The 25,785-nt window shown below is 70.2% G+C and carries 23 protein-coding genes; 9 read left to right on the plus strand and 14 right to left on the minus strand.

Annotated elements, in window-relative coordinates; genetic code table 11:
* Positions 1–33: 33 nt before the first annotated feature.
* Genes JTN19_RS11755 through JTN19_RS11770 form a run of 4 tightly spaced genes read right to left on the minus strand, consistent with a single transcriptional unit; the run spans position 34 to position 4,041 of the window.
* The gene (locus tag JTN19_RS11755) at positions 34–972 is read right to left on the minus strand and encodes a tripartite tricarboxylate transporter substrate binding protein (RefSeq protein WP_206932661.1); all 939 of its coding nucleotides are present in this window, start codon (positions 970–972) and stop codon (positions 34–36) included.
* A 5-nt stretch (positions 973–977) separates the two neighbouring features.
* Positions 978–1,766, minus strand: a complete 789-nt coding sequence (locus tag JTN19_RS11760; RefSeq protein WP_340643319.1) for a cyclase family protein — start codon at positions 1,764–1,766, stop codon at positions 978–980.
* Positions 1,767–1,787: 21 nt separating this feature from the next.
* Positions 1,788–3,074: a fumarylacetoacetase gene (gene fahA / locus JTN19_RS11765; RefSeq protein WP_206932662.1), complete on the minus strand. Its 1,287-nt coding sequence runs from the start codon at positions 3,072–3,074 to the stop codon at positions 1,788–1,790.
* Between the two features lie 19 nt (positions 3,075–3,093).
* Positions 3,094–4,041, minus strand: coding sequence for a tripartite tricarboxylate transporter substrate binding protein (locus JTN19_RS11770; RefSeq protein ID WP_206932663.1), 948 nt, complete (start codon positions 4,039–4,041; stop codon positions 3,094–3,096).
* Positions 4,042–4,115: 74 nt separating this feature from the next.
* Here JTN19_RS11770 and JTN19_RS11775 point away from each other — a divergent pair, with 74 nt between their 5' ends.
* Both JTN19_RS11775 and JTN19_RS11780 read left to right on the plus strand, forming a co-directional pair.
* Entirely contained in the window at positions 4,116–5,117 is a 1,002-nt protein-coding gene (locus JTN19_RS11775; RefSeq protein WP_206932666.1) for a VOC family protein, read from the plus strand.
* An 81-nt stretch (positions 5,118–5,198) separates the two neighbouring features.
* Positions 5,199–6,236 (plus strand): extracellular catalytic domain type 1 short-chain-length polyhydroxyalkanoate depolymerase, encoded by a 1,038-nt coding sequence (locus JTN19_RS11780; protein ID WP_242531088.1) that lies wholly within the window; start codon positions 5,199–5,201, stop codon positions 6,234–6,236.
* 21 nt (positions 6,237–6,257) lie between these two features.
* Here the strand turns inward: JTN19_RS11780 and JTN19_RS11785 are convergent, their stop codons facing one another.
* On the minus strand, positions 6,258–7,235 hold the full coding sequence (locus JTN19_RS11785; RefSeq protein ID WP_206932668.1) for a Bug family tripartite tricarboxylate transporter substrate binding protein: 978 nt from the start codon (positions 7,233–7,235) through the stop codon (positions 6,258–6,260).
* Positions 7,236–7,337: 102 nt separating this feature from the next.
* On the opposite strand from JTN19_RS11785, the gene JTN19_RS11790 reads away from it, so the two are divergent.
* Positions 7,338–8,798: an amidase gene (locus JTN19_RS11790; protein ID WP_206932669.1), complete on the plus strand. Its 1,461-nt coding sequence runs from the start codon at positions 7,338–7,340 to the stop codon at positions 8,796–8,798.
* Entirely contained in the window at positions 8,798–9,091 is a 294-nt protein-coding gene (locus JTN19_RS11795) for a hypothetical protein (protein WP_206932670.1), read from the plus strand. Before JTN19_RS11790 ends, JTN19_RS11795 begins: the two co-directional genes overlap by 1 nt.
* Position 9,092: 1 nt before the next feature.
* Here JTN19_RS11795 and JTN19_RS11800 read toward each other — a convergent pair whose 3' ends face one another.
* Together JTN19_RS11800 and JTN19_RS11805 are read right to left on the minus strand one after the other, a co-directional pair.
* On the minus strand, positions 9,093–10,775 hold the full coding sequence (locus JTN19_RS11800; protein ID WP_206932671.1) for a thiamine pyrophosphate-binding protein: 1,683 nt from the start codon (positions 10,773–10,775) through the stop codon (positions 9,093–9,095).
* A 70-nt stretch (positions 10,776–10,845) separates the two neighbouring features.
* A complete protein-coding gene (locus JTN19_RS11805) occupies positions 10,846–11,571 on the minus strand; it encodes a transporter substrate-binding domain-containing protein (RefSeq protein ID WP_206932672.1) in 726 nt (241 codons plus the stop codon).
* A gap of 233 nt (positions 11,572–11,804) precedes the next feature.
* Here JTN19_RS11805 and JTN19_RS11810 point away from each other — a divergent pair, with 233 nt between their 5' ends.
* From JTN19_RS11810 to JTN19_RS11825, 4 genes are all read left to right on the plus strand, one after another.
* Positions 11,805–12,851: an ABC transporter ATP-binding protein gene (locus tag JTN19_RS11810; protein WP_206932673.1), complete on the plus strand. Its 1,047-nt coding sequence runs from the start codon at positions 11,805–11,807 to the stop codon at positions 12,849–12,851.
* A 31-nt stretch (positions 12,852–12,882) separates the two neighbouring features.
* Positions 12,883–14,211 (plus strand): ABC transporter substrate-binding protein, encoded by a 1,329-nt coding sequence (locus JTN19_RS11815; protein WP_206932674.1) that lies wholly within the window; start codon positions 12,883–12,885, stop codon positions 14,209–14,211.
* Between the two features lie 65 nt (positions 14,212–14,276).
* On the plus strand, positions 14,277–15,242 hold the full coding sequence (locus JTN19_RS11820; protein ID WP_206932676.1) for a carbohydrate ABC transporter permease: 966 nt from the start codon (positions 14,277–14,279) through the stop codon (positions 15,240–15,242).
* A 12-nt stretch (positions 15,243–15,254) separates the two neighbouring features.
* Positions 15,255–16,130: a carbohydrate ABC transporter permease gene (locus JTN19_RS11825; protein WP_206932677.1), complete on the plus strand. Its 876-nt coding sequence runs from the start codon at positions 15,255–15,257 to the stop codon at positions 16,128–16,130.
* A gap of 27 nt (positions 16,131–16,157) precedes the next feature.
* Here JTN19_RS11825 and JTN19_RS11830 read toward each other — a convergent pair whose 3' ends face one another.
* Both JTN19_RS11830 and arsB read right to left on the minus strand, forming a co-directional pair.
* Complete coding sequence (locus JTN19_RS11830) at positions 16,158–17,132, minus strand: tripartite tricarboxylate transporter substrate-binding protein (RefSeq protein WP_206932678.1); 975 nt, start codon at positions 17,130–17,132, stop codon at positions 16,158–16,160.
* Positions 17,133–17,191: 59 nt separating this feature from the next.
* On the minus strand, positions 17,192–18,217 hold the full coding sequence (arsB, locus tag JTN19_RS11835; protein ID WP_206932679.1) for an ACR3 family arsenite efflux transporter: 1,026 nt from the start codon (positions 18,215–18,217) through the stop codon (positions 17,192–17,194).
* An 84-nt stretch (positions 18,218–18,301) separates the two neighbouring features.
* Between arsB and JTN19_RS11840 the strand changes: the two genes are divergently transcribed.
* The gene (locus JTN19_RS11840; RefSeq protein WP_206932680.1) at positions 18,302–18,940 is read left to right on the plus strand and encodes a glutathione S-transferase family protein; all 639 of its coding nucleotides are present in this window, start codon (positions 18,302–18,304) and stop codon (positions 18,938–18,940) included.
* 4 nt (positions 18,941–18,944) lie between these two features.
* Here JTN19_RS11840 and JTN19_RS11845 read toward each other — a convergent pair whose 3' ends face one another.
* The 5 genes from JTN19_RS11845 to JTN19_RS11865 form a co-directional block, all read right to left on the minus strand.
* Entirely contained in the window at positions 18,945–19,757 is an 813-nt protein-coding gene (locus tag JTN19_RS11845; protein ID WP_206932681.1) for a ChaN family lipoprotein, read from the minus strand.
* A 93-nt stretch (positions 19,758–19,850) separates the two neighbouring features.
* The gene (locus tag JTN19_RS11850; protein ID WP_206932682.1) at positions 19,851–21,956 is read right to left on the minus strand and encodes a TRAP transporter fused permease subunit; all 2,106 of its coding nucleotides are present in this window, start codon (positions 21,954–21,956) and stop codon (positions 19,851–19,853) included.
* Between the two features lie 7 nt (positions 21,957–21,963).
* Entirely contained in the window at positions 21,964–22,977 is a 1,014-nt protein-coding gene (locus JTN19_RS11855; RefSeq protein WP_206932683.1) for a TAXI family TRAP transporter solute-binding subunit, read from the minus strand.
* 308 nt (positions 22,978–23,285) lie between these two features.
* On the minus strand, positions 23,286–24,629 hold the full coding sequence (locus JTN19_RS11860) for a tetratricopeptide repeat protein (RefSeq protein ID WP_206932684.1): 1,344 nt from the start codon (positions 24,627–24,629) through the stop codon (positions 23,286–23,288).
* Positions 24,617–25,735 (minus strand): CaiB/BaiF CoA transferase family protein, encoded by a 1,119-nt coding sequence (locus JTN19_RS11865; RefSeq protein WP_206932686.1) that lies wholly within the window; start codon positions 25,733–25,735, stop codon positions 24,617–24,619. The genes JTN19_RS11860 and JTN19_RS11865 overlap by 13 nt, the downstream gene beginning before the upstream one ends.
* Positions 25,736–25,785 lie beyond the last annotated feature (50 nt).

Raw genomic sequence — 25,785 nt, forward strand, 5'->3', positions numbered from 1 at the left:
AAGGCCGGGGCGGTGAATCAGCCGCGCAAAAGACTACTCCGGCTGCACGCCCAGCTCAAGGAAGGTGCGGCCGGCGGCCTCGTATTCGCTGGCCAGCATCCGCGCCAGCTCCGCGCGCGGCCGGAAACTCGGCACCGCGCCCCAGTTCTCGGTGAAGCGGCGGAAGCCATCCGTGTCCATCGCGCGGCGGCAGGCGCCCTCCAGCCGGTCCAGCACGGCGGCCGGCGTGCCGCGCGGGGCAAAGAGCGCGGCATAAGAGGGTTGCAGCGCATCCACCCCCTGTTCGCGCGCCGTGGGCACGTCGGGGAAGGCCGGGTGGCGCCCTTCCGAGAACACCGCGATCAGCCGCACCTGCCCCGCCCGCGCCATCGGCACGCCCGAGGCCACGACGATGGCCGCGAAATCGAGCCGCCCCGCAATCACCTCCAGCAGCGACGCATTGTCGCCCCGGAAGGGGATGTGCGTGTATTGGCCACCCGCCGCCGCCTGGATGCGGTGCACGCCGAGGAATGGCGCGGAGTTCGGCCCTGGCGAGCCATAGTTCAGCACCCGCTGCCGCGCCGCCGCCACAAGGTCGGACAGGTTCCGGATGGGGCTGTCCGCCTTCACCATGATGCCGAGGATGTTCTCGGTCACATTGCAGACCGGCGCCACGGCCTCGGGGCCAAGCCCCGTGTTGCGGACCAAGTGCGGCTGGAACACCAGCGGCACCAGCGGCGCATAGGCCAGAGTGTGGCCATCGGGCGCGGCCTGCGTCAGCGCACGCATCCCCACCACGCCCGAGGCGCCGGATTGCGAGGTGACGATGACGTTCTGCCCCAGCTCCCGCGTGAAGGAGTCCGCAATCGCGCGCGCGGCCGCATCGGTGCTGCTGCCGGCCGCATAGGGGTTGATGATGGTGATGGGGCGCTCGGGGAAGGCCGCGGCCGGCAGCGGGGCCAGCAGGGCGAGGGCCAGGAAAAGGCGACACATGGCGCTCACTCCTCGATGATGGCGACGGCGCGGATCCAGCCGGCCGAGGCGCGGTGGATCTTCACCGGGAAGCAGGAGATCATGAAGCCGTCCGCCGGCAGGGCTTCGAGGTTGGAGAGCTTCTCCATGTGGCAATAGCCGATCTCGCGGCCGGCGCGGTGGCCTTCCCAGATCAGGCCCGCATCCCCCGTCTCCTGCACCGTGCGGCGGGTGTGGGAGAAGGGCGCGTCCCAGCTCCAGCCATCCGTGCCGGTCACGCGCACCCCCTGCTCCAGCAGCCAGAGCGTGGCCTCCTTGCCCATGCCGCAGCCGCTGTGGATGAAGTCGTCATGGCCGTAGCGGCTGCCCGCGCGGGTGTTCACCACCACGATCTCGAGCGGCTGGAGCGTGTGGCCGATGCGCTTGAGTTCCGCCTGCACATCGGCGGGCGTGCAGACATAGCCATCCTCCATGTGCCGGAAGTCGAGCTTCACGCCGGGCTGGAAGCACCAGTCGAGCGGCACCTCGTCAATGCGCCAGGAGGGTTCGCCGCCCGGCACCAGGCGCTCGTTCATGCGGCTGAAGAAGTGGTAGGGCGCGTCCAGATGCGTGCCGTTATGGGTGGAGATACGGACCTGTTCGACGGCCGCGTATTCGCCCTCGGGCAGCTGGTCCAGGCGGATGCCGAATTCCTCCGCCATGGCGGGGGCGGACATGTGGTGGTCGATATAGTTGATCTCGGGCAGCATGCGCGGCGGGTCGCTGGCGATCCCGGCCTTAAGCGCCACGGAGATGTCGATGATGCGGCGGGGCACGGCGTTTCCTCTTGCGGTGGTTCAGTGGGGCCAGGCGATGGCGGGCGCGATCTCGGCCCGGCATTCGCCGAAGCCGATGGGGGTGGCACCGGGCGCTTCGGCGCGGGCGCGGAAGATGATCTCGTCGCCATCCAGCAGATAGTTCCGTGTCTCGCCATTGGGCAGCGTGACGGGGCCGGTCAGCAGGATTTCGGCGAGGCAGGCGCGGGCGCTGTCCTCCGGGCCGGAGGCGGTGCCACTGCCGAGCAGGTCGCCGGGCAGCAAATTGCAGCCATTGCTGCCGTGGTGGGCCACCATCTGCGCGCAGGTCCAGTAGAGATGGGCGAAGTCGGTGTCGGTCAGCACGGCCGGCGCCGCGCCTTCCGCGCGCATGCGCGGTGTGACGATCAACGCCTGCATGCGGATGCCGAGCGCACCCATCGCGCGGTTCCACGGGCTGTCCAGATGCGGCAGCGGCGGCGGTTCGATGGAAGGCGCGGGCCGCGCGAAGGGGGCCAGCGCCTCCATCGTCACCACCCAGGGCGAGACGGTGGTGGAGAGGCTCTTCGCCAGGAAGGGACCGAGGGGCGGCATCTCCCAGCGCTGGATGTCGCGCGCCGACCAGTCGTTCAGCAGGCCCACGCCGAAGATGCGTTCGGGCGCCTGCGCCATGGTCACGGGCCTGCCCAGCGCGTTCTCGCCGGCGATCCACACCGCCAGTTCCAGCTCGAAATCCATGGCCTCGGTGGGGGAGAAGCGCACCATCCCATCCTCCCGCGGCCATTGGCCGTGCGGGCGCACCACCTTCTCGCCGCTGACGCGCACGGAGCTGGCGCGGGAATGATAGGCCACGGGCAAATGGCGGAAGGCCTGGGGCAAGGGGTTCTTCGGGTCCCGCCGCACGCCCAGCCGCGCGCAATGGTCAATGCTGGCCATGAAGTCGGAGAAATTGGCGATGGTGGTGGGCAGGTGCATGCGCGCCTGCGCCATGGGCACGAGCAGCGCGCCGGCATGGGCCTCGGCGGCGGAGCCGGCGGCCAGCAGGGCCGAGATGTCGCGCCGCAGCGCCGCAGCGCGCCCCAGCGCCATCAGCGCGTTCAGGCTGGGGGCGGAAGCGGCCTCCGCCGCCTTGCCGCGCAGCAGGCCGAAGCGGATTGCCGCCCCCACATCCAGGATCATGTCGCCGATGGCCACGCCCCCGCGCGGCGCGCCGCCCGCGGTGCTGAACACGCCATGCGGCAGGTTCTGGATGGGGAAGTCGCAGCCCGGCGCCTGGGCCGAGGCGACCCAGCTGGTCAGGGCGGGGTCATGGGTGGCGTCGGGGGTCATGCGGTCTCCTTGGGCGTGGTCAGCGGGCGGCGCCGATGGCGGTCAGCAGCCGGCGCTTGTCGGCGATGTCGCGGGCCAGCCGCGCGGCCAGGGCATCGGCCGGGGCTTCGGGCGTCTCGGGCTGGAAGACGCGGGCGGCAACGACGCGATAGGCCTCGTCGCGGGCGGCGGCCAGGCAGGCGGCCTCCAGCGCCGCGCGGGCGGCGGGGGGTGTGCCGGCGGGGGCGAAGAGGCCGCCGAAGCTGGTCGGCGCCACAGGGAAGCCCTGCTCGGCCACGGTGGGCACCTCGGGCATCAGCGGGTGGCGGGCGGGGGCGAAGACGCCCAGCACCCGCAGATTCTGCCCGGCGAGGGAGCCCATGACGGTGACGGCGAAATCCACCCTTCCCGCGCGCAAATCGGTGATGACCGCGGGCTCGCCGCGATAGGGCACGTCCTGGAATTGCAGCCGCGCCGCCTCGGCCAGTTCCAGCGCGGCCAGGTGCGGGATGGAGGCGATGCCCTGGTGCCCGAAGGTGACCGCCCCCGGCCGCGCGCGGGCCGCCGCCACCAAATCGGCCAGGGTGGCGAAGGGGCTGTCGGGCCGCACGGCGATGGCCATGGCGTTCTCGAAGGTCTGGCAGATGGGCACCAGCGCCTCCGGCCCGTAACCCGGCTCGCCCCGCGCCGGCAGCACGGAAAGCACCACGGCCGGCGCGAAGAGCAGGGTGTGCCCATCCGGCGCGGCGCGGGCCACGAAGGCGGTCCCGATGCCGCCCGCCGCCCCATCACGGTTCTGCACCACCACGGGCTGGGCGAGCCGCGCGGTCATGCCCTGGGCCAGGGTGCGGGCCAGCGTGTCGGTGGTGCTGCCCGCGGCATAGGGGTTCACGATGGTGACGGGGCGCTCCGGCGCCCAACCTTGGGCCATGGCCGTGGCCGGCAGCACCAGCAGGGCCAGCGCGGCCCGGACGCTCTTGGACAACATGGCGTTCTTTTCCTCACCCTCTCGGCTTGTGGCGCCGTTCGGTTCAGTATGGGCGCAAAGCACAGGAGCGCGCCATGGCCCCCCCGATCCAGGCTCTCGGCTACCTCGAACTCCGCGCCAGCAACCTCGATGACTGGGCGGGCTTCGGCCCGCGCATGCTGGGGCTGATGCTGGCCGAGAAGAGCCAGTCCGAACTCGCCTTCCGCATGGATGACCGGCGGCAGCGCATCCTGGTCTCGGGCGACACCCATGACGGTCTGGGCGCCTTCGGCTGGGAGGTGGCGGATGCGGCGGCGCTCGACACCCTGGCGGCACGGCTGGAGGCGGCGGGCGTGGCCGTGGCGCGCGGGGGCCAGGCGCTGGCCGACCAGCGGCGGGTGGCCGCGCTGATCCTGGCCGCGGACCCGCTGGGCAATCGCCTCGAATTCTTCCACGGGCCGGAGGTGGCCAGCGACGCCTTCATCCCCGGCCGCGCCATCTCGGGCTTCCGCACCGGGCCGCTCGGCATGGGCCATGCGGTGCTGACGGTGCCGCGCGTGGACGACGTGCTGCCCTTCTACCGCGACGTGCTGGGCTTCGGCCTGTCGGACTGGGTGGAGGAGCCCTTCCGCGGCTACTTCCTGCATGTGAACGGGCGGCACCATTCGCTGGCGCTGATCGAGACCGGCCGCGCGGGGATGCACCATCTGATGATGGAATGCCTCAGCCTCGATGATGTGGGCCAGGGCTATGACCTGGCGCAGGCCGAGGAAGGGCGCGTGGCCACCACCCTCGGCCGCCACACCAATGACTGGATGACCAGCTTCTACGCCCGCACCCCCGGCGGCTTCCTGGTCGAGTATGGCTGGGGCGGCCGCCATATCGAGCCCGAGACCTGGCGGCCCGAGCGGATGGACAGCGGCCCGAGCCTCTGGGGCCATGACCGCATCTGGGCTGGCCCCGAGGCCGTGGCGGCGGGGCGGCGGATGCGGATGGAGGCCGCTTCCCGCGGCGAGCGCGCGCCCGTGCAGGTGCTGGACGGCAACCACACCCGCATGCCCGGCGCCTGCCCCTGGTGGGACGGCGTGCGGGGCTGACCCGCCCGCCTGGCGGGGCAACCCCAGGCCCCCGGCGCACGTTGCTGCTCCGATGCCCCCCATGCACCCCCTGCGCCTCCCATGCGGCTGATCCGCTTCCGCCGGCCGCCCGGTGCGGCGGCGGCGCTGCGCCGGATGAGCCGCGCCACCATGGGGGCCACCATGGGGCTGATGCGGGCCGCCTGGGCGCCGACCCCACCCACCATGCCCACGCCGGGCCGCACCTCCGCCATCACGGGCTTCGGCAGCAATCCGGGCGGCCTGCGCATGTTCGTCCATGTGCCGCGCCGCGCCCCCGCCCGCGGCACGCCACTGATCGTGGTGCTGCATGGCTGCGGGCAGGACGCGGCAAGCTTCGCGGCCGATGCCGGATGGATCGCGATGTCAGAGGCGCTGGGCGTGCCCCTGCTGCTGCCCGAGCAGGTCCGCGAGAATAACCGGCATCGCTGCTTCAACTGGTTCCGCCCGCAGGATGTGGCGCGCGGCCAGGGCGAGGCCATGTCCATCCGCCAGGGGCTGCGCTGGGCCATGCGGCATTTCGGCACCGACAAGCGGCGCGTCTTCGTGGTGGGGCTCTCCGCCGGGGGCGCGATGGCGGCGGCGCTGCTGGCCGCCTATCCGGCGGTCTTCGCGGCGGGCGCGGTGGTGGCGGGGATGCCGGTGGGTTCTGCCGTCACACCCGGCGGCGCGCTGCTCCGCATGCGCCACGCCAACCGCTTCACCACCCGCGCGGGCCTGGCCGCAAGCGTGCGCGCCTTCAACCCGGCCCGCGGCACGGCGCGCTGGCCGCGCCTGTCCATCTGGCAGGGCGGGCGTGACCGGACGGTACATCCGGACAACGCGGCGCTGCTGGCCATGCAATGGGGCGCGCTGCACGGGCTTGTGGAGGAACCCTCGCAAGACACCGAGCCCGCCCCTGGCGCGCGGTTGCGCCAGTGGTCACGCGGCGCCACCGCTCTGGTGGAGTTGTGGACGCTGGAGGAGATGGCGCACGGCTTTCCCATCGGCGAGGGAGAAGGCCGTGCCGCGCGCTGGGTGCTGGCGGCGGGCACCCCCGCCGCCCGCCGCATCTGCGACTTCTGGGGGCTGTCGCCCGCGGCTGATTCACGGCTTCGGTGACCCACCGAAGCCGATCAGACGCTAGCCCACCGTGATGTTCTGGGTGCGGATGATGTTGCCCCAGGTCTCCGTGTCCTGCGCCAGGGTGTCGCGCAGCAGGGCCGCGTCGCCGGGCCAGTTAGCGATGCCGGCGCTGGCCAGGCGCTCCTTCACCTCGGCATTCTCGGCGGCGTTGCGGACGGCGCGCTCCAGCCGCGCCGCGATCTCCTGCGAGATGCCGGCGGGCGCGAAGACGCCTTGCCAGAACACCGAGTTGAAGCCCGGCACCGTCTCCGCGATGGGCGGCAGGTCCGGCAGCGAAGCCACGCGCTCGGTGGACGTCACGGCGATGCCGCGCGTGCGCCCGGCCTGGATGGAGCCCGAGGCCTCCTGCGCGGCCGCGAACATGCACTGGATGCGGTTGGCCGCGATGTCCACCAGCGCGGGCGCGCCGCCACGATAGGGCACGTGCTCCACGTCGATGCCCGTGCGCGCGCGGAAGAGTTCCAGCGTCATGTGGTTGATGGCCCCGATGCCCGAGCTGCCCCAGCTGATGCGCCCCGGATTGGCCTTCGCGTGGTCAATCACCTCCTGCACCGTGCGCGCGGGGAAGTCCGGGTGCACATGCAACACGAAGGGCGAGATGGTGGCCGGCCCGATGGGGGCGAAGGCCGTGCGAGGGTCACGCGGGACCGAGGTGGGCTGCAGGGCCGGCAGCACCGCGAGCGATGTCGTGCCCATCAGCAGCGTGTAGCCATCGGGCCGCTGCCCCGCCACGAAGGCGTTGCCGATGGCGGTTCCCGCGCCCGCGCGCGCGTCAATCACGACCGACTGGCCGAGTTCCTGCTCCATGCGCTGCGCGATGAGGCGCGCGCCGAACTCCGTGGCCCCGCCCGGCGGGTAGGGGTTCACCATCATGATGGGGCGCGTGGGGTAGTTCTGCGCGCGCGCGGTGCCGGTGAGCAGCGCGGGCGCGGCGAGACCGGTTGCCGACGCGAAAAGGATGCGGCGTGAAAACATGTGGTCCTCCCTTGTGTTTATGGCCGCATGGCTAACGCGTGCGGGGGGCGTGGCGCAAGCGCCCGGTTGCCGGGGTGGGCAGCCTGATGCCACTCTCGCGCCATGTCACAGGACCTGATCCGGCTTTCCGCCACCCAGGCCGTCGCCGCGCTCGCGCGCGGCGAGGTCTCGCCCCTCGAGCTCGTGGAGGCCGCGGCCGCGCGCATCGCGGAGGTCGAGCCCGCCGTGAACGCCATGCCCACGCTCTGCCTCGACCGCGCACGCGACCACGCGAAGCGGCTGATGCGCGGCGAAGGGCGCGAGCGCGAGGGCCAGGCGGGGTGGCTCGGCGGCTTGCCCGTCTCCATCAAGGATCTGACCGATGTGGCGGGCGTTCGCACCACCTATGGCTCGCCCATCTTCCGCGACCATGTGCCGGAGCGTTCGCACCCGGTGGTGGAGCGCATCGAGGCGCTGGGCGGCATCGTCATCGGCAAGTCCAACACGCCGGAATTCGGCGCGGGCGGCTCCACCTTCAACGAGGTCTTCGGGCGCACGCGCAACCCTTGGAACACCTCGCTGACCTGTGGAGGTAGCACCGGGGGTGGTGCAGTTTCACTGGCCACCGGCGAGGTCTGGCTGGCGCAGGGCACGGACCATGGCGGCAGCACGCGCCGGCCTGGCACCTATTGTTCCGTGGCGGGGCTGCGGCCCTCGCCGGGGCGGATCACGCGGGGCACGGTGAACAACACCTTCTCGCCCATGTCGGTGCAGGGGCCGATGGCGCGGAACATCCCGGACCTGGCGTTGTTCCTCGACACCATGGCGGGCTGGTGCGCCCATGACCCGCTGACCTATGACGCGCCCGCCCTGCCCTATGCGGCGGCCGTCGCTTCGGCTGAGCAGAACCGCCCGCGCCGCATCGCCTTCACCACCGACTTCAACGGCAAGCTGCCAGTGGACCGCGAGGTGCGCGAGATCTGCACCCAGGCCATGAAGCATTTCGAGGCGATGGGCTGCGTGGTGGAGGAGTTCGCGCCCGACCTGGGCGAACTGGACGAGGCCTTCCTGGTGCTGCGCAGCCAGGTCTTCGTCGTGGACCGCGAATTACAGATGCAGTCCCACCGCGACCAGCTCAAGCCCGACATCATCTGGAACACCCAGCGCGGCCTGGACGCGACGCCGAGCCGCCTCGCCTGGGCGGACCGCGAGCGTGCTTCCTTCTTCCGCCGCATGGTGGCGATGTTCGGCAAGTACGACGTCTTCGTCACGCCGGGCGCGCCCACGCCCGCCTTCGACGTGATGCTGCGCAACCCCGAGACCATCGCGGGCGTGAAGCTGGAGAACTACATGGCGGGCTCCATGCTCAACGCCGCCATCACCATGACGGGCTGCCCCGCCGTGGCCGTGCCCTGCGGCTTCGACCAGTATGGAAGGCCGGTGGGGTTGCAGGTGGTGGCGCCGCACCGGCGCGAGGATGTGGCCCTGCAGGCGGCGGCGCTGTTCGAGGCGGCGGCGGGGCTGGACCGGTTGCTGCCCATTGACCCGCGCCCGGGCAGCGTGCCCCCGGCCTCCATGGCATGATGACGAAGCAGGAACTCACCGACTGGGCGCTGGCCAATGGCTGGAAGATGATCGGCGCCTATCCCTGCCTGCCCAAGCCCGACGCGCCCAAGGAGGCGCTGGTGCGGATGCTGCTGAAATCCACCGGTGTGGATCTGCAGATGCGCCGGCCCTCGGGGCGGTGGGAGAAGGTGGCGGGGCAGTCGTACCTGAAGATCTACCCCGACCCGCGCACCGGCCAGCCCCTGGACATGGGGCTGGAGAAGATCACGGGCATCGCGCGGCTGATGGAGCGGGCGCGCAGCCAGGAGTGAGCTATCTCCGCGCGCGCTCCGCGTGCTTGCCCATGGTGGTGTAGGGCGCATAGGGCGGGAAGGGCCCGACGGCGACCATGTCCACCTCGACCAGCGTGGGCCCGTCCACCTCCAGCGCCTGCGCCACGACGCTGCCGAAGTCCTCCGCGCGTGAGACCTTGAAGTGCGGCAGCCCGGCGACCGCGGCGAGCTGCCCGAGGTCCGGCCCCAGCAGATCATCGCCGAAGCGGCGGCCATCCACCACCGCATCCTGGATCACGCGGATCACGCCATAGCCGCGATCATTCATCACGATGGTGCAGAGCCGCGCGCGCTCCTGCACGGCGGTCCAGAGCTCGCTCATGTTCATCGCGAAGCCACCATCGCCCACCATGGCGACCGTCTTGCGGCCTTGCGCGCCCATGGCCGCGCCGATGCCCAGCGGCAGGCCCGGCCCGATGGCCGCCCCCACCGGATGCACCGCATCACGCGGGCCATAGATGGGGAAGACGCGGTTGCCCCAGGTGGTGTTGCTCATGGTGATGTCGCGCACCCAGAGCGCGTCGCGCGGCATCACGGCGCGCAGCTGTTCGCAGAAGCCGTGATAGGGGCCGAGGGTGGCGAGGAATTCCTCCACCGCGCGGCGCTTCGTTTCCGCGAGATCGGCGGGGAAGGCCGGGTCCGTCTGCATGCGGCCCTTCAGGCGCCGCGCGAGGCCTTGCGCCACCAGCTCCGCATCGCCCATCACGAAGAGGCTGTTGGGATAGGTGCGACCATCCGCGGCGGGGTCCACATCCACATGGATGAGGTTGGCGGGCAGCTTCTGCGAACCATCCTGCGTCTCATGCCCGCGCAACCGCGAGCCGAGCACGACCATCGCATCCACCGTGCCATAGAATTCCTGCACCCGGGGCGAGCCATTGCCGTGCATGGCACCCAGCGTCATCGGGTGGTCCTCCGGCACGATGCCGCGGCCATTCCAGGAATTCACGCAGCCGAAGCCGAGTTCGATCAGCGCCATGGCCCCCGCCCCCGCCTCGCGCGCGCCATTGCCGAGCCAGATCATGGGGCGCTTCGCGGAGGCCAGCCGGTCCGCCAGCTCATCCAGCGCGGCCTCGCTGGGCGGCAGCGGCGGCGGCACGGGCAGTTCCAGCGTGTCCAGCGCGGCGGGACGCGCGATGGTGGCGCGCTGGATATCAATGGGGATTTCCACCGAGACGGGCCCGCGCGGCGGCGTCATTGCCTCCATCGCCGCGCGCCACAGCACGCCGAAGGCCTGGTTGGCGTGGCGCACGCGATACGCGGCCTTGCCCGCCGCTTCCAGGATGGCCGTCTGCCCCGGCACGTCATGCACGCTGCCCGTGTCGCGGTCGAGGAATTTTGTAAGTGTCTGGCCCGTGATGTGCAGCACGGGCGAGCCTGCAAACTGCGCCTCCACCAGCCCGCCGATGCTGTTGGCCATGCCCGGCCCCGTGCTGGTGAAGAGCACGCCCAGATGACCCGTCACGCGCGCATAGGCGTCCGCCATGTGCGCCCCGCCCATCTCGCCCCGGCACATCACGTAGCGGATGGCGTTGCGCCGGCCGATGGCGTCCAGCATCGGGATGTTGTGGACGGAGACGATGCCGAAGGCGGTGGTGACGCCGATGCGCGCCAGGAATTCGGCCACCATGTCGGCGACGGTGTAGGGGGTGTCGTGGGTCATGCGGCGCTTCCTCCGTGGCTTCTTGCGGCCATGGTGTCACGATGCGGCGCCCGCGCCACCCCCTGTGCGCCTATGCGGCGGGCGCGACCGAAAGCCCGCGCACCTGGTGCTTCGCGATGAGGCTGGCCACCAGGCCCGAACGCTTCGCTTCCTCCACGAATTCCGCGAGGAAGCGCGCCGCCGCCTCGTTCGCGCGCGCGGTGCCGATGGCCTGCTGCACCGCGGTGAACTTGCCCTCCAGGATGCGCGCGCCGGGTTGCTTCTCGACATCGGTCAGCAGGCGCGGGCGCAGGCCGGCCAGCACGTCGAGGCCGTCGCGCAGGTAGAGGTCCATCGCGCCGTCCAGACCCTCCGCGCGCACCAGCGTGGCGTGCCGGATATTGCGTTCCAGCCAGAGGTCATAGGCGGCGCGCGCGGCGACGGCGATGCGGGTGCCGGGGCGGTCCACCTCGTCCAGCGACGTGATGGCGGAGCCGGGTGGCACCATGTAGGTGGCCTCGATCTCGGCATAGGCGGCGGTGAAGTGGATCTTCTCCGCGCGCTGCGGCTCCGCGCCGATCAGGCCGATATCCCAGGCGCCGGTGCCGGCCGCATCGGCCAGTTCACCGGGGCGTGGAAAGGGCACGTATTGCACCGGCACGCCCAGGCGGTCGGCGATGGCGCGCGCCATGCCGGGCGACACGCCATCCGGCTCGCCATTCGGGCCGCGCCCGGTGACGAGCAGGAAATTGCTCATGTTGATGCCGGCGCGCAGCACGCCGCCGGGGGCGAGCTGGGCGAGAATTTCTGGTGTCATCGGCCGTCTCCGTGATGCGGTCCTGCCTGTTCTGGACCCGGCTTCGCCGCGCGCCAATGCCCCGGGGCGCTTCGCGGGTGCAGCACGCATTTCGGCAAATCACCACTGGACAAGGCCTCGCGGAAGGACGTGAAGTAGTTTCAGCGGCACAGACCGCGACGAGGAAATGGAAGAGGAAGCGGCATGCCGAAACAGGCAGGAGCGCGCGCGCCCGAAGTCGTGGCCGCACACTGATGGCCAGCGTCGAAATCCGCAATGTGCGAAAGGCCTTCGGCAGCACCGCCGTGCTGCACGGCGTCTCCGTGGACATCGAGGATGGGGAGTTCGTGGTGCTGGTCGGCCCCTCGGGCTGCGGCAAGTCCACGCTGCTGCGCATGCTGGCGGGGCTCGAGAACATCACGGGCGGGGAGATCGCGATCGGCGGGCGGGTGGTGAACACCGTGCCGCCCAAGGACCGCGACATCGCGATGGTGTTCCAGAACTACGCGCTCTATCCGCACATGACCGTCTACGACAACATGGCCTTCTCGATGAAGCTGGCCAAGGTCGGCCGCGAGACGATGGATGCGGAGGTGCGCAAGGCCGCGGCCATCCTGGGGCTGGAGCAATTGCTGGACCGCTATCCGCGCCAGCTCTCGGGCGGGCAGCGGCAGCGCGTGGCCATGGGGCGCGCCATCGTGCGCGACCCGCAGGTGTTCCTCTTCGACGAGCCGCTGTCCAACCTCGACGCCAAGCTGCGCGTGCAGATGCGCTCCGAGATCCGGGAGCTGCACCAGCGCCTGAAGGTGACCACCGTCTATGTGACGCATGACCAGATCGAGGCCATGACCATGGCCGACAAGATCGTCGTGATGGAACTGGGCCACATCCGCCAGGCCGGCCCCCCGCTGGAGCTGTATGACCGTCCCGCGAATCTCTTCGTGGCGGGCTTCATCGGCAGCCCCGCGATGAACCTGCTGGAGGGGCGCATCGCGGATGGCGCCTTCCTCACCCCCGACGGCACCAGCTGGCCGCTGCCGCCGCAGCCCGCCCGCCCCGGCCCCGCCGTCTACGGCATCCGGCCCGAGCATTTCCGCCTGGCCGGCGACGGCATGCCCGCGCGCGTCCACCTGGTGGAGCCGATGGGCAGCGAGACCATGGTCATGATGCGGATCGGTGACACGCCGGTGAACGGCGTGTTCCGCGAACGCATCTCGGCCCGGCCCGGCGACACGCTGCCCGTGCTGCCCCAGGCCGCCATGGCGCATCTGTTCGACAAGGAGAGCGGGCAACGTCTCTGACGCCCGTCAAAAACTGGGAGGAACGGAAACAATGCCAACGAACTTCAGCATCACCCGCCGGACCCTTGGCCTTGGCGGCGCGGCGAGCCTGGTCGGCGCGCAGGCCTCGGCGCAGATCCAGTCGGCGCAGGTCCCCACGCCCAATTTCCGCGTGGAGAACGGCGCGACCCTGCGCGTGCTGCGCCCGGTGCGCTTCGTCCAGCCGGACGAGGAGGTGTTCCGCGCGAACTGCGCCCGCTTCGCGCAAGCGACGGGCGTGCAGGTGCGCGTGGACTTCGTGGGCTGGGAGGACATCAACCAGCAGACCGCCGTCACCGCCAATACGGGCGCGGGGCCAGATGTCATCATCGGCTTCAACGAGGCGCCGCACGTCTACGCCGACAAGGTGGTGGAGGTGACGGATGTCGCCGAATACCTGGGCGCGAAATATGGCGGCTGGAAGCGGCTGGCCGAGCGCTATGGGAAGCGGCACGGCAGCAACAACTGGCTCGCCCTGCCCTTCGGCGCCTCGGGCGGGCCACTGGTGTGGCGCAAATCCGCGGTGAACGAGGCGGGCTTCCAGTCCATCCCGGATGACCACGCCAGCTACCTGCGCCTTTGCCAGGCGCTGCGCCGCATCAACAAGCCCGCGGGCTTCGCGCTGGGCAACGCGGTGGGCGACGGCAATGGCTTCGCCAACTGGCTGGTCTGGTCCTTCGGCGGGCGGCTGGTGAATGATGATGGCAGTGTCGGCATCAACAGCCCGCAGACCATCCAGGCACTGGAATACCTGCGCGAGCTGTATGCCACCTTCGTGCCCGGCACGCTGGCCTGGGGCGACATCAGCAACAACCGCGCCTATGCGTCGAACGAGCTGTTCCTGACGGCCAACGGCGTCTCGCTCTACTTCGCGCTGAAGAACGACCCCGCGACGCGCGCCATCGCGGACGACACGGAGCATTCGCTGCTGCCCAAGGGCGTGGCCGAGACCTCGCCCATGGCGGGGCTGACGCTGAACGCCATGGTGTTCCGCCACAGCCGCTTCCCTAACGCGTCCAAGGCGCTGCTGGCCTTCCTGATGGAGAGCGAGCAGTACGACCCCTGGCTGCAGGCGAACCTCGGCTACTGGTCGCAGCCGCTGAACGCCTACAACAGCAGCGCCGTCTGGCAGAGCGACCCCAAGGTCAGCATCTTCCGCGACGTGATGGATACCGCCTTCTACAACGGCTACAGCGGGCCCATCACCGAGGGCTCGGCCGCGGCCAATGCCGACTACGTGATGGTGCAGATGTGCGCCGCGGTCGCCTCCGGCCAGGCCACGCCCCAGGCCGCGGCGCGCGAGGCGGAGCGCCGCGCGACGCGCTTCTTCCGCCGGCGCTGACGCCACCCTGAACCTGCCGCGCGGTGTGCCCCACCGCGCGGCCCCCCAGCCGGAGCGCCCGCGCCATGGACACCACCCTTTCCGCCACGAGGGCGCAGCACTGGTCGCGCACGCGCCGGCAACCCACCGCGCTCGGCCGGCTGTTCGACAGCAAGACCTTCCTCATCATCGCCTGCCTGTTGCCGACAGTGGGGCTGCTCGGCGTGTTCCTCACCTATCCGCTGGGCTTGGGCATCTGGCTGGCCTTCACCGACGGCACCATCGGCCGGCGCGGGCAGTTCGTAGGGTTCGAGAACTTCGAGTGGCTCTTCAGCGACCCCATCTTCTGGAACGCGGTCTTCTTCAGCGTCTTCTACACGGCGCTGGCAACGGTCGGTAAATTCGCGCTGGGGCTCTGGCTCGCGCTGCTGCTGAACCAGTACATGCCCTTCAAGGCCTTCTTCCGCGCCATCATCCTGCTGCCCTGGATCGTGCCCACGGTGCTCTCGGCCATCGCCTTCTGGTGGATGTACGACCCGCAGTTCAGCATCATTTCCTGGGTGTTCATCGAACTGGGCTGGCGCGAGACGAACATTGACTTCATCGGCAGCGAATGGCCGGCGCGCTTCTCGCTGATCGCGGCCAATATCTGGCGCGGCATCCCCTTCGTGGCGATCTCGCTGCTGGCGGGGCTGCAGACCATCTCGCCCTCGCTTTACGAGGCCGCGTTGCTGGACGGCGCCTCGCCCTGGCAGCGCTTCCGCTACATCACCTTCCCGATGCTGCTGCCCATCCTGGCCATCGTGATGACCTTCAGCATCATCTTCACCTTCACCGACTTCCAGCTGGTCTATGCCATCACGCGCGGCGGGCCGGTGAACTCGACGCACCTGCTGGCCACCCTGGCCTTCCAGCGCGGCATCCCCGGCGGCGAGCTGGCGGAGGGTGCCGCCATCGCCGTCTCCATGATCCCCTTCCTCGTCTTCGCCACCCTGTTCAGCTACTTCGCGCTGGCGCGGCGCAAGTGGCAGCAGGGCGAAGGCAATGACTGAGAGGACCAGACCATGAGCAACTCCGCCTCCGCCAGCCCCGAGGCCATGCAGTGGGACAGCCGCGCGCGCCGCGTCGTGATGCTCTGGGTGCCGCTGTGCTGCTTCCTCTTCATCCTGCTCTTCCCCTTCTACTGGATGACGGTGACGGCCTTCAAACCTGATGCGGAGCTGTACGACTTCGCCACACACAACCCCTTCTGGATCACCTCGCCCACGCTGGCGCACATCCGGATGCTGCTCTTCGAGACGTCCTACCCGTCCTGGCTCTGGACCACGATGCTGGTTTCGGTGGGGGCCACCTTCCTCTCGCTGTTTGCCAGCACGCTGGCCGCCTATGCCATCCAGCGGCTGCGCTTCCGCGGCAGCCAATATGTGGGGCTGGCCATCTACCTGGCCTATCTGGTGCCGCCCTCCATCCTGTTCATCCCGTTGGCGACGATGGTGGTGCAGCTCGGCCTCTTCGACAGCCCGATGGCGCTGATCCTGGTCTACCCGACCTTCCTCGTGCCCTTCTGCACCTGGCTGCTGATCGGCTACTTCAAGTCCATCCCCTATGAGCTGGAGGAATGCGCGCTGATCGACGGCGCGACGCGCCTGCAGATCCTGACGAAAATCACGCTGCCGCTGGCCGTGCCCGGCCTGATCAGCGCGGGCATCTTCAGCTTCACCCTGTCCTGGAACGAGTTCATCTACGCACTCGCCTTCATCCAGAGCAGCGAGAACAAGACCGTTCCCGTGGCTATCCTGACGGAGCTGGTGACGGGCGATGTGTATCAGTGGGGCGCGCTGATGGCGGGCAGCCTGCTGGGCTCGCTGCCGGTCGCCATCTTCTACTCGTTCTTCGTGGACTATTATGTGAGCAGCCTGACGGGCGCGGTGAAGGAGTAGCCCACCGCGCCCCAGGCCTGAACTGGCTCAGTCGGGCCGGATATTGTTCTCGCGCACCACCTGGCCCCAGGTGCGGATCTGGCGCGAGAGGAATGCGCGGAACGCCTCCTCGCCCTGCGGCTCCAGGTCGATGCCGAGGTTGGTCACACGCGTCCGCACCGTCTCGATCTCCAGCGCCTTGCGGAGTTCCGCCTCCATCCGCTGCTTGACGGCCGCGGGCAGGTTGGCCGGGCCAAGGAAGCCCCAGAAGGCCCGCGCATCAATGCCCGCCACGCCGCATTCGGCCAGCGTGGGCACATTGGGCATGGTGGGGGAGCGCGTGGACCCCGTCTGCGCCAGCGCCACCAGCACCCCACTGTCCACATGCACGCCGATGGCCGGGCGCGTCGCGATGGGCAGGTCCACCTCGCCCGCCAGCGCGGCCGCGGCCAGCGGCCCGCCGCCGCGATAGGGCACGTGCACCAGTTGCAGCCCCGTGGTCCGCCCCACCAGCGCCATGGTCAGATGCGCGAGCGAGCCATTGCCGATGGTGCCGTAGGTGAGGGTATCGGGCCGCACGCGGGCCGCCGCCGCCATCGCCGCCCAGTCCTTGTACGGCCGCGTGGAGTGCGCCGTCAGCACCATGGGCGCCGTGCCGAACTGCAGCAGCGGCGTCAGGTCGCGCTCGGTGTCGAAGCCCATGTTGGGGATCAGCGCGGGGTTCACGGCGTGGGTGTCGAAGACCAGCACCCAGGTGTTGCCGTCGGGCGCGCTGCGCGCCACCGCCGCGGTGCCCAGCGAGCCCGAGGCGCCGGCGCGGTTCTCGACGATGACCGGCACGCCCAGGCTCTGCGAGAGCGGCTGTTGCAACAGCCGCGCCAGCGCATCCGTGCTGCCGCCCGGCGGGAAGGGCGCGATGATGCGGATGGGGCCCGAGGGCCAGGCCGATTGCGCGCGCAACGCGGGGGCGGCGAGCAGCGTCGCCCCGCCCGCCAGCAGCAGCCGGCGCGTGGATGTGGTCATGTTCATTCCTCCCTGTGAACTGTCATTGCCTCGGGTTGTGCCCGAGTTGCGCCCCCGGCTCAACCGGCCGAGAAACGATCCCGCGTGCGGTTGGCGATGGCGACGAGGGAGAGCATCACCGGCACCTCCACCAGAACGCCCACCACGGTGGCGAGCGCCGCGCCGCTGTCCAGCCCGAACAGGCTGATGGCCACCGCCACCGACAATTCGAAGAAGTTGGAGGTGCCGATCAGCGCGCAGGGTGCCGCGATCCGGAAGGGCACGCGCCACAGCCAGGCCCACACATAGGCCAACGCGAAGATGCCGTAGGATTGCAGCAGCAGCGGCACCGCGATCAGCACGATCACCAGCGGCTGCGCCAGGATCACGCCGCCCTGGAAGCCGAAGAGCAGCACCACGGTGGCCAGCAGACCCAACACCCCGGCGGGCTTGAGCCGTCCCGTGAAGGCCAGCACGGCCGCTTCCTCCCGCAGCGCCGCGCGCGTCGCGATGCCGGCCACCAGCGGCACCACCACATAGAGCAGCACCGAGAGCAGCAGCGTCTCCCACGGCACGGGAATGGAGGTGACGCCCAGCAGCAGGGCCACGATGGGCGCGAAGGCCAGCACCATCACCGCGTCGTTCACCGAGACCTGCACCAGCGTGTAGGTGGGGTCGCCGCGCACCAGCTGGCTCCAGACGAAGACCATGGCGGTGCAGGGCGCGGCCCCCAGCAGGATGACGCCGGCCAGGTATTGCTGCGCGTCGGCGGGGGCGATCAGGTCCGCGAAGACCACCTCGAAGAACAGCACGCCGAGTGCGGCCATGGTGAAGGGCTTCACCAGCCAGTTCACCACCAGCGTGATGACCAGGCCCTTGGGCTTGTCGCCGATGCGGCGGAGGGAGGTGAAGTCCACCGCCACCATCATCGGGTAGATCATCACCCAGATCAGCACGGCGACGACCAGGTTCACCTGGGCATATTCAAGCGCCGCCAGCGCCTGGAACAGCCCGGGTGCCAGCGCGCCCAGGCCGATGCCCGCCACGATGCACAGCGCGACCCAGAGGCTGAGCCAGCGTTCGAAGAGGCCGAGCGGTTCCTGCATGCCGCCTGTCTATCCCCGCCCCGCCCCATCTGGCCAGCCGCGCCGGGCCGCGCCACTCTGCCCGCTCCAGACGAGGAACCGCCGATGCCCCCTGCCCCGCTCCGCCTGCTCGGCCGCAAGGACGCGTTCAACGTCCGCAAGGTGCTCTGGCTACTGGAGGAGCTGGGCGAGGACTTCACCCAGGAGGATTGGGGCCGCGGCCACCGGACCACACAGGTGCCGGAATTCCTCGCGCTGAACCCGCTCGGCACCGTGCCGGTGCTGGTGGACGGCGATGCGGTGCTGCGCGAATCCCATGTCATCATGCGCCACCTCGCCGCCACACGGGGCCGCACCGATCTGCTGCCCGCCGAGCCCGCCGCGCGGGCCGAGGTCGAGGCCTGGATGGACTGGGTGGCCTATGAGATGACGCTGCCCATGCGGCTCGGCTACCTGGGCGGCGTGCTGGGGCTCGCGCCCTGGAACGGGCCGGAGATGGCGGCGCTGGGGCGCGCGGAATACGCGCACCGCATGGGTGTGCTGGAACAGGCGCTGGCGCGCGGCGGGCCCTACCTGGCGGGCGCCACCCTCACGCTCGCCGACATGGCCTGCGGCATGGCCGTGCACCGCTGGGCGGTCGTGAAGGATGGCAGCGAGGCGCCCACGCCCGCGCTCGACGCCTGGCTGGAGCGCCTGGCGGAAAGCCCCGGCTTCCGCGCGCATATCCGCAACGGGCTGCCCTGAGCCGTCAGGCGCGCGCGGCGGGTTCCTCCGGGCGGTCGAGGCGGAACACCGCCTCGGCGATGCCGGCCCAGTCCTGGGTGTCCAGCGTGGCGGCCTCGCTGGTGCGGAGCACCGACACCTCCGTGACACCCAGCGCGGCCAGCTGGTGCGGCGTGCCATGGCCGAAATCCAGATGCCCGTGGCCGATGATGCCCACCACCAGCGGCACGTCACCCTCCAGCGCGGCGGCGATGTTGCAGGCGAAGGCGCGGTCCCACACCTGCTGGGCGCGGAGGAAGCGGTCGGTGATCTCGGCCTCGGGCCGCCCGGTCAGCCAGGAGATATAGGCGCGGTGGCCGGGCGTGGGCGCGGCGGCGGGCGTCATGCCGTCACGCTCCTCCTCGGGCACCGCGTCCCAGCCTACCTGGCCGATGCGCGTCACCAGCGGGCGGTGGCAGTTCAGCGCCAGCATCCGCACGCTTTGCTGCCGGCAGAAATGGAACAGGGGCAGATAGATCTCGGGCGGGAAGCCCCAGACCTGTTCCCACTCCACCTCGCGCAGGAATTCGGCAGTGGTGAATTCGCCTGCCACCCAGCGGTCCAGCACGGGCTGCAGGCGGCGGGGGAACATCTCGAAACCGACGGCGAGGCGGGGCTCCAGCAGGTGCAGGCAGGTGGTCACCTGCAACTGCCAGCGATGGATCTCCGCGATGTCGTGCCGCTCGCCCAGCAGCACCGCGCGGCGGGAGGCGAGGCGCCGCATCAGGGGCGCCGCGTCGAGCAGGGCGCCGGTGGTGGGATCCATCCAGCGGGCGCGGGGGTGGGGGGTGAGGGTCATGGGCGGGCCTTGATGCGAATCATTCGCATTCTCGACCCAAACCGCGACAGGGAAAAGGCCCGCCCGGGGGACGGGCCCCCGGGCGGGCTTGCTTCAGGCCGCGGCGGCGGAGTTGCGCCGCGCGCGCACCAGGTTCATCCCCATGATGACGGCGAAGACCGCGATGGCGATCCAGTTCACCATCTGGCCGAAGGGGACGATCAGCACGAAGCCCGCCACGCCGAAGATCACGCGCTCGATGATGTTGAGGCGTGCTTCGGCGAAGCCCTCGAAGGCGGCGGACATGGCGTAGATGCCCGGCAGCGCGAAGGCCGCGATGGACAGCTGCACCCAGATGTCGCCGGAGAGGAAGGGCTGGTAGGCCATGATCAACGGCACGAAGTAGAGCGACTTCGCCAATCGCCACGCCACGAAGCCCGAGGCCATGGGCGAGGCGTTGGCGATGGCCGCCGCCGCATAGGCCGGGATGCAGACCGGCGGCGTCACGTTGCTGTCCTGGCTGAGCCAGAAGATGATCATGTGCGCCGAGAGCAACGCCAGCATGGCCGCGCCCGAGGAGAGCGAGGCGTCATAGACCTGCGCCCGCATGTCCTGCGGGATGGCCGCCAGCAGACGCGCCGCCTCCGCCGCCGCCATGCCCGTGCCGGGCGGCGGGAGCGAGATGTCGGGCGCCGCCAGCATGGCCACGGCGCGGACGATGTCGGGGATGTTCCCCGCCACGAAGGCCGCCTGCGCCGAGGAGTTCAGGATCATGTCGGCCAGCGCCGGCGCCGACAGCGTGGCCAGCACGACATAGGAGGCCGTGACCGGCAGCGCCGCGCCTAGCACCAGCGAGGCCAACGCGATCAGCACCAGCGCGATGGCGAGGTTCCCGCCCGCCCAGGTCTCGATCATGATCGAGAACACGTTGCCGAGGCCCGTGGTCGCGACCGCCGAGATCAGGATGCCGATGCCCACCAGCAGCACCGCCGTCGGCGCCATGGTCCGCGCGCCGAGGTAGAGCGCCTCCATGATGCGGCGCGGCCCCATGGGCGTGTCCGAAACCCAGGACACCACCACGACGGTGGCGGTCGCCGCCCCCGCGGCATAGGCCGGGCTCATCCCCGAGAAGAGCAGGTAGAGCAGCACGGAGAAGGGAATGAGGAAGGGCAGGCCGCGGCGGCGCACCGTCTCCATCAGCGGCGGCGCGTCCTCGTCCACGAAGCGGATGTCGTGGCGCTTCGCATGGATGCGCACGCCCATGGCGATGCCCGCGAAGAAGACCAGCGCCGGGATGGCCGAGACCGCCGCGATGTGCAGGTAGGGAATGGCCGTGAAAGAGGCCATGATGAAGGCGCCGGCACCCATGATGGGCGGCAGGATGCCGCCGCCCGTGCTGGCCGCCGTCTCCACGCCCGCCGCGAAATGCGGCTTGAACCCCGCCTTCTTCATCAGCGGGATGGTGACCGCGCCCGTGGAGGTGACGTTGGCCACCGCCGAGCCCGAGATGGTGCCCGACAGCGCGGAGGCGATGACCGCCACGAAGCCGGGCCCGCCCTGCAGCCGCTTGGCCACCGCGCGGCCCAGGTCCAGCACGAAGCGGTCCGCCCCCGACACCTGCAGGAAGGCGCCGAAGATGATGAACATCGCCACCAGGTTCCAGGAGATCAGGGCGATGTTCCCGAACATCCCGTCATCGGAATAGAAGGTCCGGAACAGCGCGATCTCGACCGAAAGCCCCGGGAAGCGCAGCACGCCGCCCAGCCAGGCGCCCCAGAAGGTGACGTAGGTGAAGCCCAGGATGCACAGGATGGGCACCACGATGCCCGTGGTGCGGCGGATCAGCTCCAGCGCGATCAGCGGCGCCGCGATGGTGAAGACCCAGTCATACCAGAGGAACTCGCTGGCGCGGGCGTAGAAGGCCACCTCTCCCGTGATGAGGTAGATGGCGCAGCCCACCGCCATCAGCGCGATCACGATGTCTATCGCGAGGGCCAGCCGGCCCCGGGTCCCCTCCCCGCGCATGATCGGCCAGGCCAGCGCGCCGATCACGGCGAAGCCCGCGAAGTGAATGACGGAGGCGCGCAACTCGCTCATCACCCCGAAGGTGTTGAGCCAGATGTGCCACGCCGAGAGGAGGATGCCGGCCACGAACAGGAACCGCGCGACGAGGCTTCCCTCGCCGCGCAGCCCCTGCGGGGCGCTTTCGGTGCTGCTCACGCGCGTCTCAGGCCGGACGGATGCGCTCCGGAATGGTCACGCCCCTTTCCTGGTAGTAGCGCGCCGCACCCGGGTGGACGGGGTTCACCAAGCCGTTCAGCGCGGTCTCCAGCTGGATTTCGCGCGTGGCGGCATGTATGCCGTTCAGGAAGGGCAGGTTCTCGAAGATGGACTTCGTGATCTCATACACGTCGTCCGCCGGCACCGCCGCGTTGCAGGCCAGGAAGTTGGGCTGCACGATGGTCTGAAGCGCCTGCGCCTGGCCCGGGTAGGAGTTCGCCGGGATCTGCGTGGGCACATAGAGGCCGTTGTTGCCGTCCGCCTGGGCCGCCTGCTCGTTGGTGAAGGAGAGCAGCTTGAACTGGGCCGCCTGGCGGGCGAAGATCTGCGTCACCGCCGCCACCGGGATGCCGCCGCCCGGGTTGCTGCCGTCAATCTGGCCGTTCAGCAGCGCCTCGGCCGAGGGGCCGAAGCCCTGGAACACCAGGTCGAAATGCGTGTCGGGGTTGATGCCCAGGTTCGCAAAGATGAAGCGGTTGGAGAACTCGGTGCCCGAGTTGCGCGCGCCCATGGAGAAGCGGCGGCCGCGCATCTGCGCCAGGTCCGCGATGGTGCCGGTCGGCGCCAGGCTCGCGCGCTGCACGAAATGCTCGACATTGCCCCAGATGTTCATGATGGAGCGCATGTTCTGCTGCGGGCCAGCCGACTGGATGGGGCCCGACCCGTCGCGCGCATAGACGCCGAACAGGCCCTGCATGATGGCGAACTGGGCCTGGTTCTCACGCATCAGGCGCACATTCTCGCCCGAGCCGGCCGAGGAGATGGCGGACATGTCGATGCCGCGCGAATTGGCCAGGCGCAGCTTGACCAGCGTCGCGAAAGCCACGCCCACGGGGTAGTAGGTGCCGCCGATGGAGGCGGTGGCGAGGATGTAGCTGCGGGTGTTGCCCTGGGCGCGCGCCACGGCCGGCGCCGCCAGCACGGCGGCACCGCCGGCCAGGATATTGCGACGAGTGGTCATTTGTTTCGTCTCCCTGTCGTGCATGGCAAGGGCCGGCATGCAGGCCGGCCCGCCATTTCCTGACGGGTGCTTAACCTTCCGGCGCAGGCGGCACAAGTCTGTAACGCAGGCCGGGTATGCAATGGGAGTGGGGCGCTGCCGGGGGCGCTGCCCCCGGACCCCTGTCGGGGGAACAGGTTCCCCCGAGCCCCCTTTCAGTTGGGTTTCGCGGAGGGGGCAAAGCCCCCTTCGCGAAACCCAATGACGGGGTTCCGAGGGACGTGTCCCTCGGCGGGGAGCGCGAGGGGCAGCGCCCCTCGCTGGCGCGCCTACCCCCGCGCATACCCCGCCCGCCGTTCCGGCGGCGTGGGCCAGCGGCCGCGGACGCGTTCCAGCAGCATATCGGCGTCGGCCGAGGCGTTGGCCTTCAGCGCCACGTCGAGGAAGAGCTGCTCCAGCACGTCCTGCTGCGCGTAGCTGCCGCCGAGTTCGTGCATCCCGCCGAGTGCGGGGCGCATCACGGCCACGGCGTCCGCGTATTCGCCGCGGGCGCGGTGCAGCAGGGCGGCGCAGGCGGGGATGGCGTTGTCGCGCACGATGCGCGGGTTGTCGCCGGCATTGGCCAGCGCGTAGTCGCGCATGGCGTCCAGCATGCGTTGGGCGGCATCGAGGCGGCCTGTGGCGGTCAGCGCCATCATCCAGTGCGGCAGGGTGAAGGCGGAGAGACAATCGCCGATGCGGCCCTCGGCCTTGTCGGCCAGTTCCACCCAGCGGTCGCCCACGTCCACGCCCTGGCGCTCCAGGCGGAACAGCATGGAGGCCGCGTTCTGGCAATCGATGTAGAGGTCGGGCTGCACCTGCGTCACGGGGCTTTGCAGGTCGCGGAAGCCCTGGTCGTAGAGGCGCAGCACCTCCTCATGCTCGCCACGCTCCAGGTGGAACATGGCCTGGTGCCAGAAGATGTGGTGGCGAAGGTTGTTGCCCGCGCCGAAATGCGGCGTGAGCTGCGTGATCCAGCCGATGCCCTCGGCGCGGCGGCCCTGCATTTCCAGCACATGCGCGACCGCATGCGCGGCCCAGAGGTCGCTGGGGTCGCGGCGGATGGCCTCGCGCCCGGCGCGTTCGGCGATGGCGTAGCTGCCGCATTCCTCATGGGCGAAGGCGCGGCAGGCCAGCATGGAGCCATAGCCCGGCATGTCATCGGCCCAATGCGGGATGGCGTCTTCCACCAACCGGAACATGGCGGGCGTCTTGCCCATCCAGAAGGCGGAAAAGTGGTGGAAACGGAAGGCCAGGATGTCGCGCGGGTGCTCCGCCACGATGCGCTCCCAGATGGCGAGCGCCCGTTCCTGCCCGCCATCGGCCCAGGCCTCAAGCGCGTCGAGGTGCAGGCTCTCCCGCGCATTGGGGTTGAGGCCGCGGGCGGTGGCGATGGCGGATTTCGCAGCGGGGATGAAGGCCTGGTTGTAGGCCATCATGGAGAAACCCGCCTTCATGGCGTGCAGCAGCGGCGCCTCTCCATCCAGCGCCAGCGCCGCCTTGAGCTGGAGCGGTGTGTCGAAGCGATAGTTCAGGAAGGAGGCGATGGTCCGGTCATAGCCGGAAGCCGCCTCGTCGGAGGCGAAGGTGGCGATGTTGCCCTGGGCGTCGCGCGGCATGGTCAGGCTCCCCATTCCTGGAGGATGGCGTCGGTGTCGGCGCCAAGACCGGGGGCCGGCACCTCCCAGGCGCCGAAGCCCGGAATGGCCGGGAACGGCAGGGTGCCCAGCCCCGGCTGGTTGAACAAGGGGGCGGCACCCACCGCCTTTACATGGGTGTCCTGCAGCCATTCCAGGGGCGTGTTCACCCGGTCGCACAGCATGCGCGCGGCCTGCAGCTGCGTGACCCATTCGGCGGCGGTCTTGCGGCGGAAGGCCTCGCGAAGGATGGGCACGATCTCGGCCTTGTTGGCGGCGCGCTGGGCGAAGCTGTTGAAGCGCGGGTCCTGCGGCAGTTCCGGCAGGCCGAGTTCCTGGCAGAGGGTGACGAATTCGGATTCCCGCACCATCGCGACCATCACCCAGGCGCCATCGCTGCCCTGCCAGGTGCCGGCGGGGACGTTCAGCTCGGCCGGCATGCGGCCCAGCAGGCCCCCCTCGGCGATGGGTAGCACCAGCAGCGACGCCGCGGCCTGCATGAGCGAGATGTCGAGATGCCGCCGGCGCGGCTCGGCGCCGGAAGCGCGGTCGCGTGCCTGCTCGGCCAGCGCGGCCTGGCAGGCGGCGAAGGCGGAAAGTCCGGAAAACACGTCCACCGCCAGGGTGCCCACCTTGTGCGGCACGCCATCCGCGCCCGCGTTGAGCGAAACCAGGCCGGAGAAGGCCTGCGCCACGCCATCGGTGCAGGGGCGCTCGCTGTAGGGGCCGGACTGGCCGAAGCCGGAGACCGAGACGCACACCGCATCCGTCTTCGCCTGGTCGGGCCCCAGGCCGATGCGCGCGGCGACGCCGGGGCGGAAGGCTTCGATCAGCACATCGGCGCGGGCGGCGAGGCGCGCGGCCTTCGCGCGGTCCTCAGGTTGGGCCAGGTCCAGCACCAGGCCCTTCTTGCCGCGGTTGAAGGCGGTGTGCATGACGGAATGCTCGCCCTGCCGCGCCGTCAGCTCGCGCGACCAGTCGCCCTTGGGCGGCTCGAGCTTGACGACGGTGGCGCCGGACTGCGCCAGCAGCATGCCGCAATAGGGCCCGGCGATGCCTTGCGCGGCGTCGAGCACGAAAATTCCTTCATAGGGTCCTGGCATGGCCGTTCCTCCGTTTGGGCGTATCATCGCCGCAACCGAGGAAGGGAGAA

It is taken from the genome of Roseococcus thiosulfatophilus (assembly GCF_017311575.1).
GTDB lineage: Bacteria > Pseudomonadota > Alphaproteobacteria > Acetobacterales > Acetobacteraceae > Roseococcus > Roseococcus thiosulfatophilus.

Coding starts and splice junctions, on each gene's coding strand:
- JTN19_RS11755 (WP_206932661.1), bottom strand. CDS start 972: ATGTGTCGCCTTTTCCTGGCCCTCGCCCTGCTGGCCCCGCTGCCGGCC.
- fahA (WP_206932662.1), bottom strand. CDS start 3,074: ATGACCCCCGACGCCACCCATGACCCCGCCCTGACCAGCTGGGTCGCC.
- JTN19_RS11770 (WP_206932663.1), bottom strand. CDS start 4,041: ATGTTGTCCAAGAGCGTCCGGGCCGCGCTGGCCCTGCTGGTGCTGCCG.
- JTN19_RS11775 (WP_206932666.1), top strand. CDS start 4,116: ATGGCCCCCCCGATCCAGGCTCTCGGCTACCTCGAACTCCGCGCCAGC.
- JTN19_RS11780 (WP_242531088.1), top strand. CDS start 5,199: ATGCGGCTGATCCGCTTCCGCCGGCCGCCCGGTGCGGCGGCGGCGCTG.
- JTN19_RS11785 (WP_206932668.1), bottom strand. CDS start 7,235: ATGTTTTCACGCCGCATCCTTTTCGCGTCGGCAACCGGTCTCGCCGCG.
- JTN19_RS11790 (WP_206932669.1), top strand. CDS start 7,338: ATGTCACAGGACCTGATCCGGCTTTCCGCCACCCAGGCCGTCGCCGCG.
- JTN19_RS11795 (WP_206932670.1), top strand. CDS start 8,798: ATGACGAAGCAGGAACTCACCGACTGGGCGCTGGCCAATGGCTGGAAG.
- JTN19_RS11800 (WP_206932671.1), bottom strand. CDS start 10,775: ATGACCCACGACACCCCCTACACCGTCGCCGACATGGTGGCCGAATTC.
- JTN19_RS11805 (WP_206932672.1), bottom strand. CDS start 11,571: ATGACACCAGAAATTCTCGCCCAGCTCGCCCCCGGCGGCGTGCTGCGC.
- JTN19_RS11810 (WP_206932673.1), top strand. CDS start 11,805: ATGGCCAGCGTCGAAATCCGCAATGTGCGAAAGGCCTTCGGCAGCACC.
- JTN19_RS11815 (WP_206932674.1), top strand. CDS start 12,883: ATGCCAACGAACTTCAGCATCACCCGCCGGACCCTTGGCCTTGGCGGC.
- JTN19_RS11820 (WP_206932676.1), top strand. CDS start 14,277: ATGGACACCACCCTTTCCGCCACGAGGGCGCAGCACTGGTCGCGCACG.
- JTN19_RS11825 (WP_206932677.1), top strand. CDS start 15,255: ATGAGCAACTCCGCCTCCGCCAGCCCCGAGGCCATGCAGTGGGACAGC.
- JTN19_RS11830 (WP_206932678.1), bottom strand. CDS start 17,132: ATGACCACATCCACGCGCCGGCTGCTGCTGGCGGGCGGGGCGACGCTG.
- arsB (WP_206932679.1), bottom strand. CDS start 18,217: ATGCAGGAACCGCTCGGCCTCTTCGAACGCTGGCTCAGCCTCTGGGTC.
- JTN19_RS11840 (WP_206932680.1), top strand. CDS start 18,302: ATGCCCCCTGCCCCGCTCCGCCTGCTCGGCCGCAAGGACGCGTTCAAC.
- JTN19_RS11845 (WP_206932681.1), bottom strand. CDS start 19,757: ATGACCCTCACCCCCCACCCCCGCGCCCGCTGGATGGATCCCACCACC.
- JTN19_RS11855 (WP_206932683.1), bottom strand. CDS start 22,977: ATGACCACTCGTCGCAATATCCTGGCCGGCGGTGCCGCCGTGCTGGCG.
- JTN19_RS11860 (WP_206932684.1), bottom strand. CDS start 24,629: ATGGGGAGCCTGACCATGCCGCGCGACGCCCAGGGCAACATCGCCACC.
- JTN19_RS11865 (WP_206932686.1), bottom strand. CDS start 25,735: ATGCCAGGACCCTATGAAGGAATTTTCGTGCTCGACGCCGCGCAAGGC.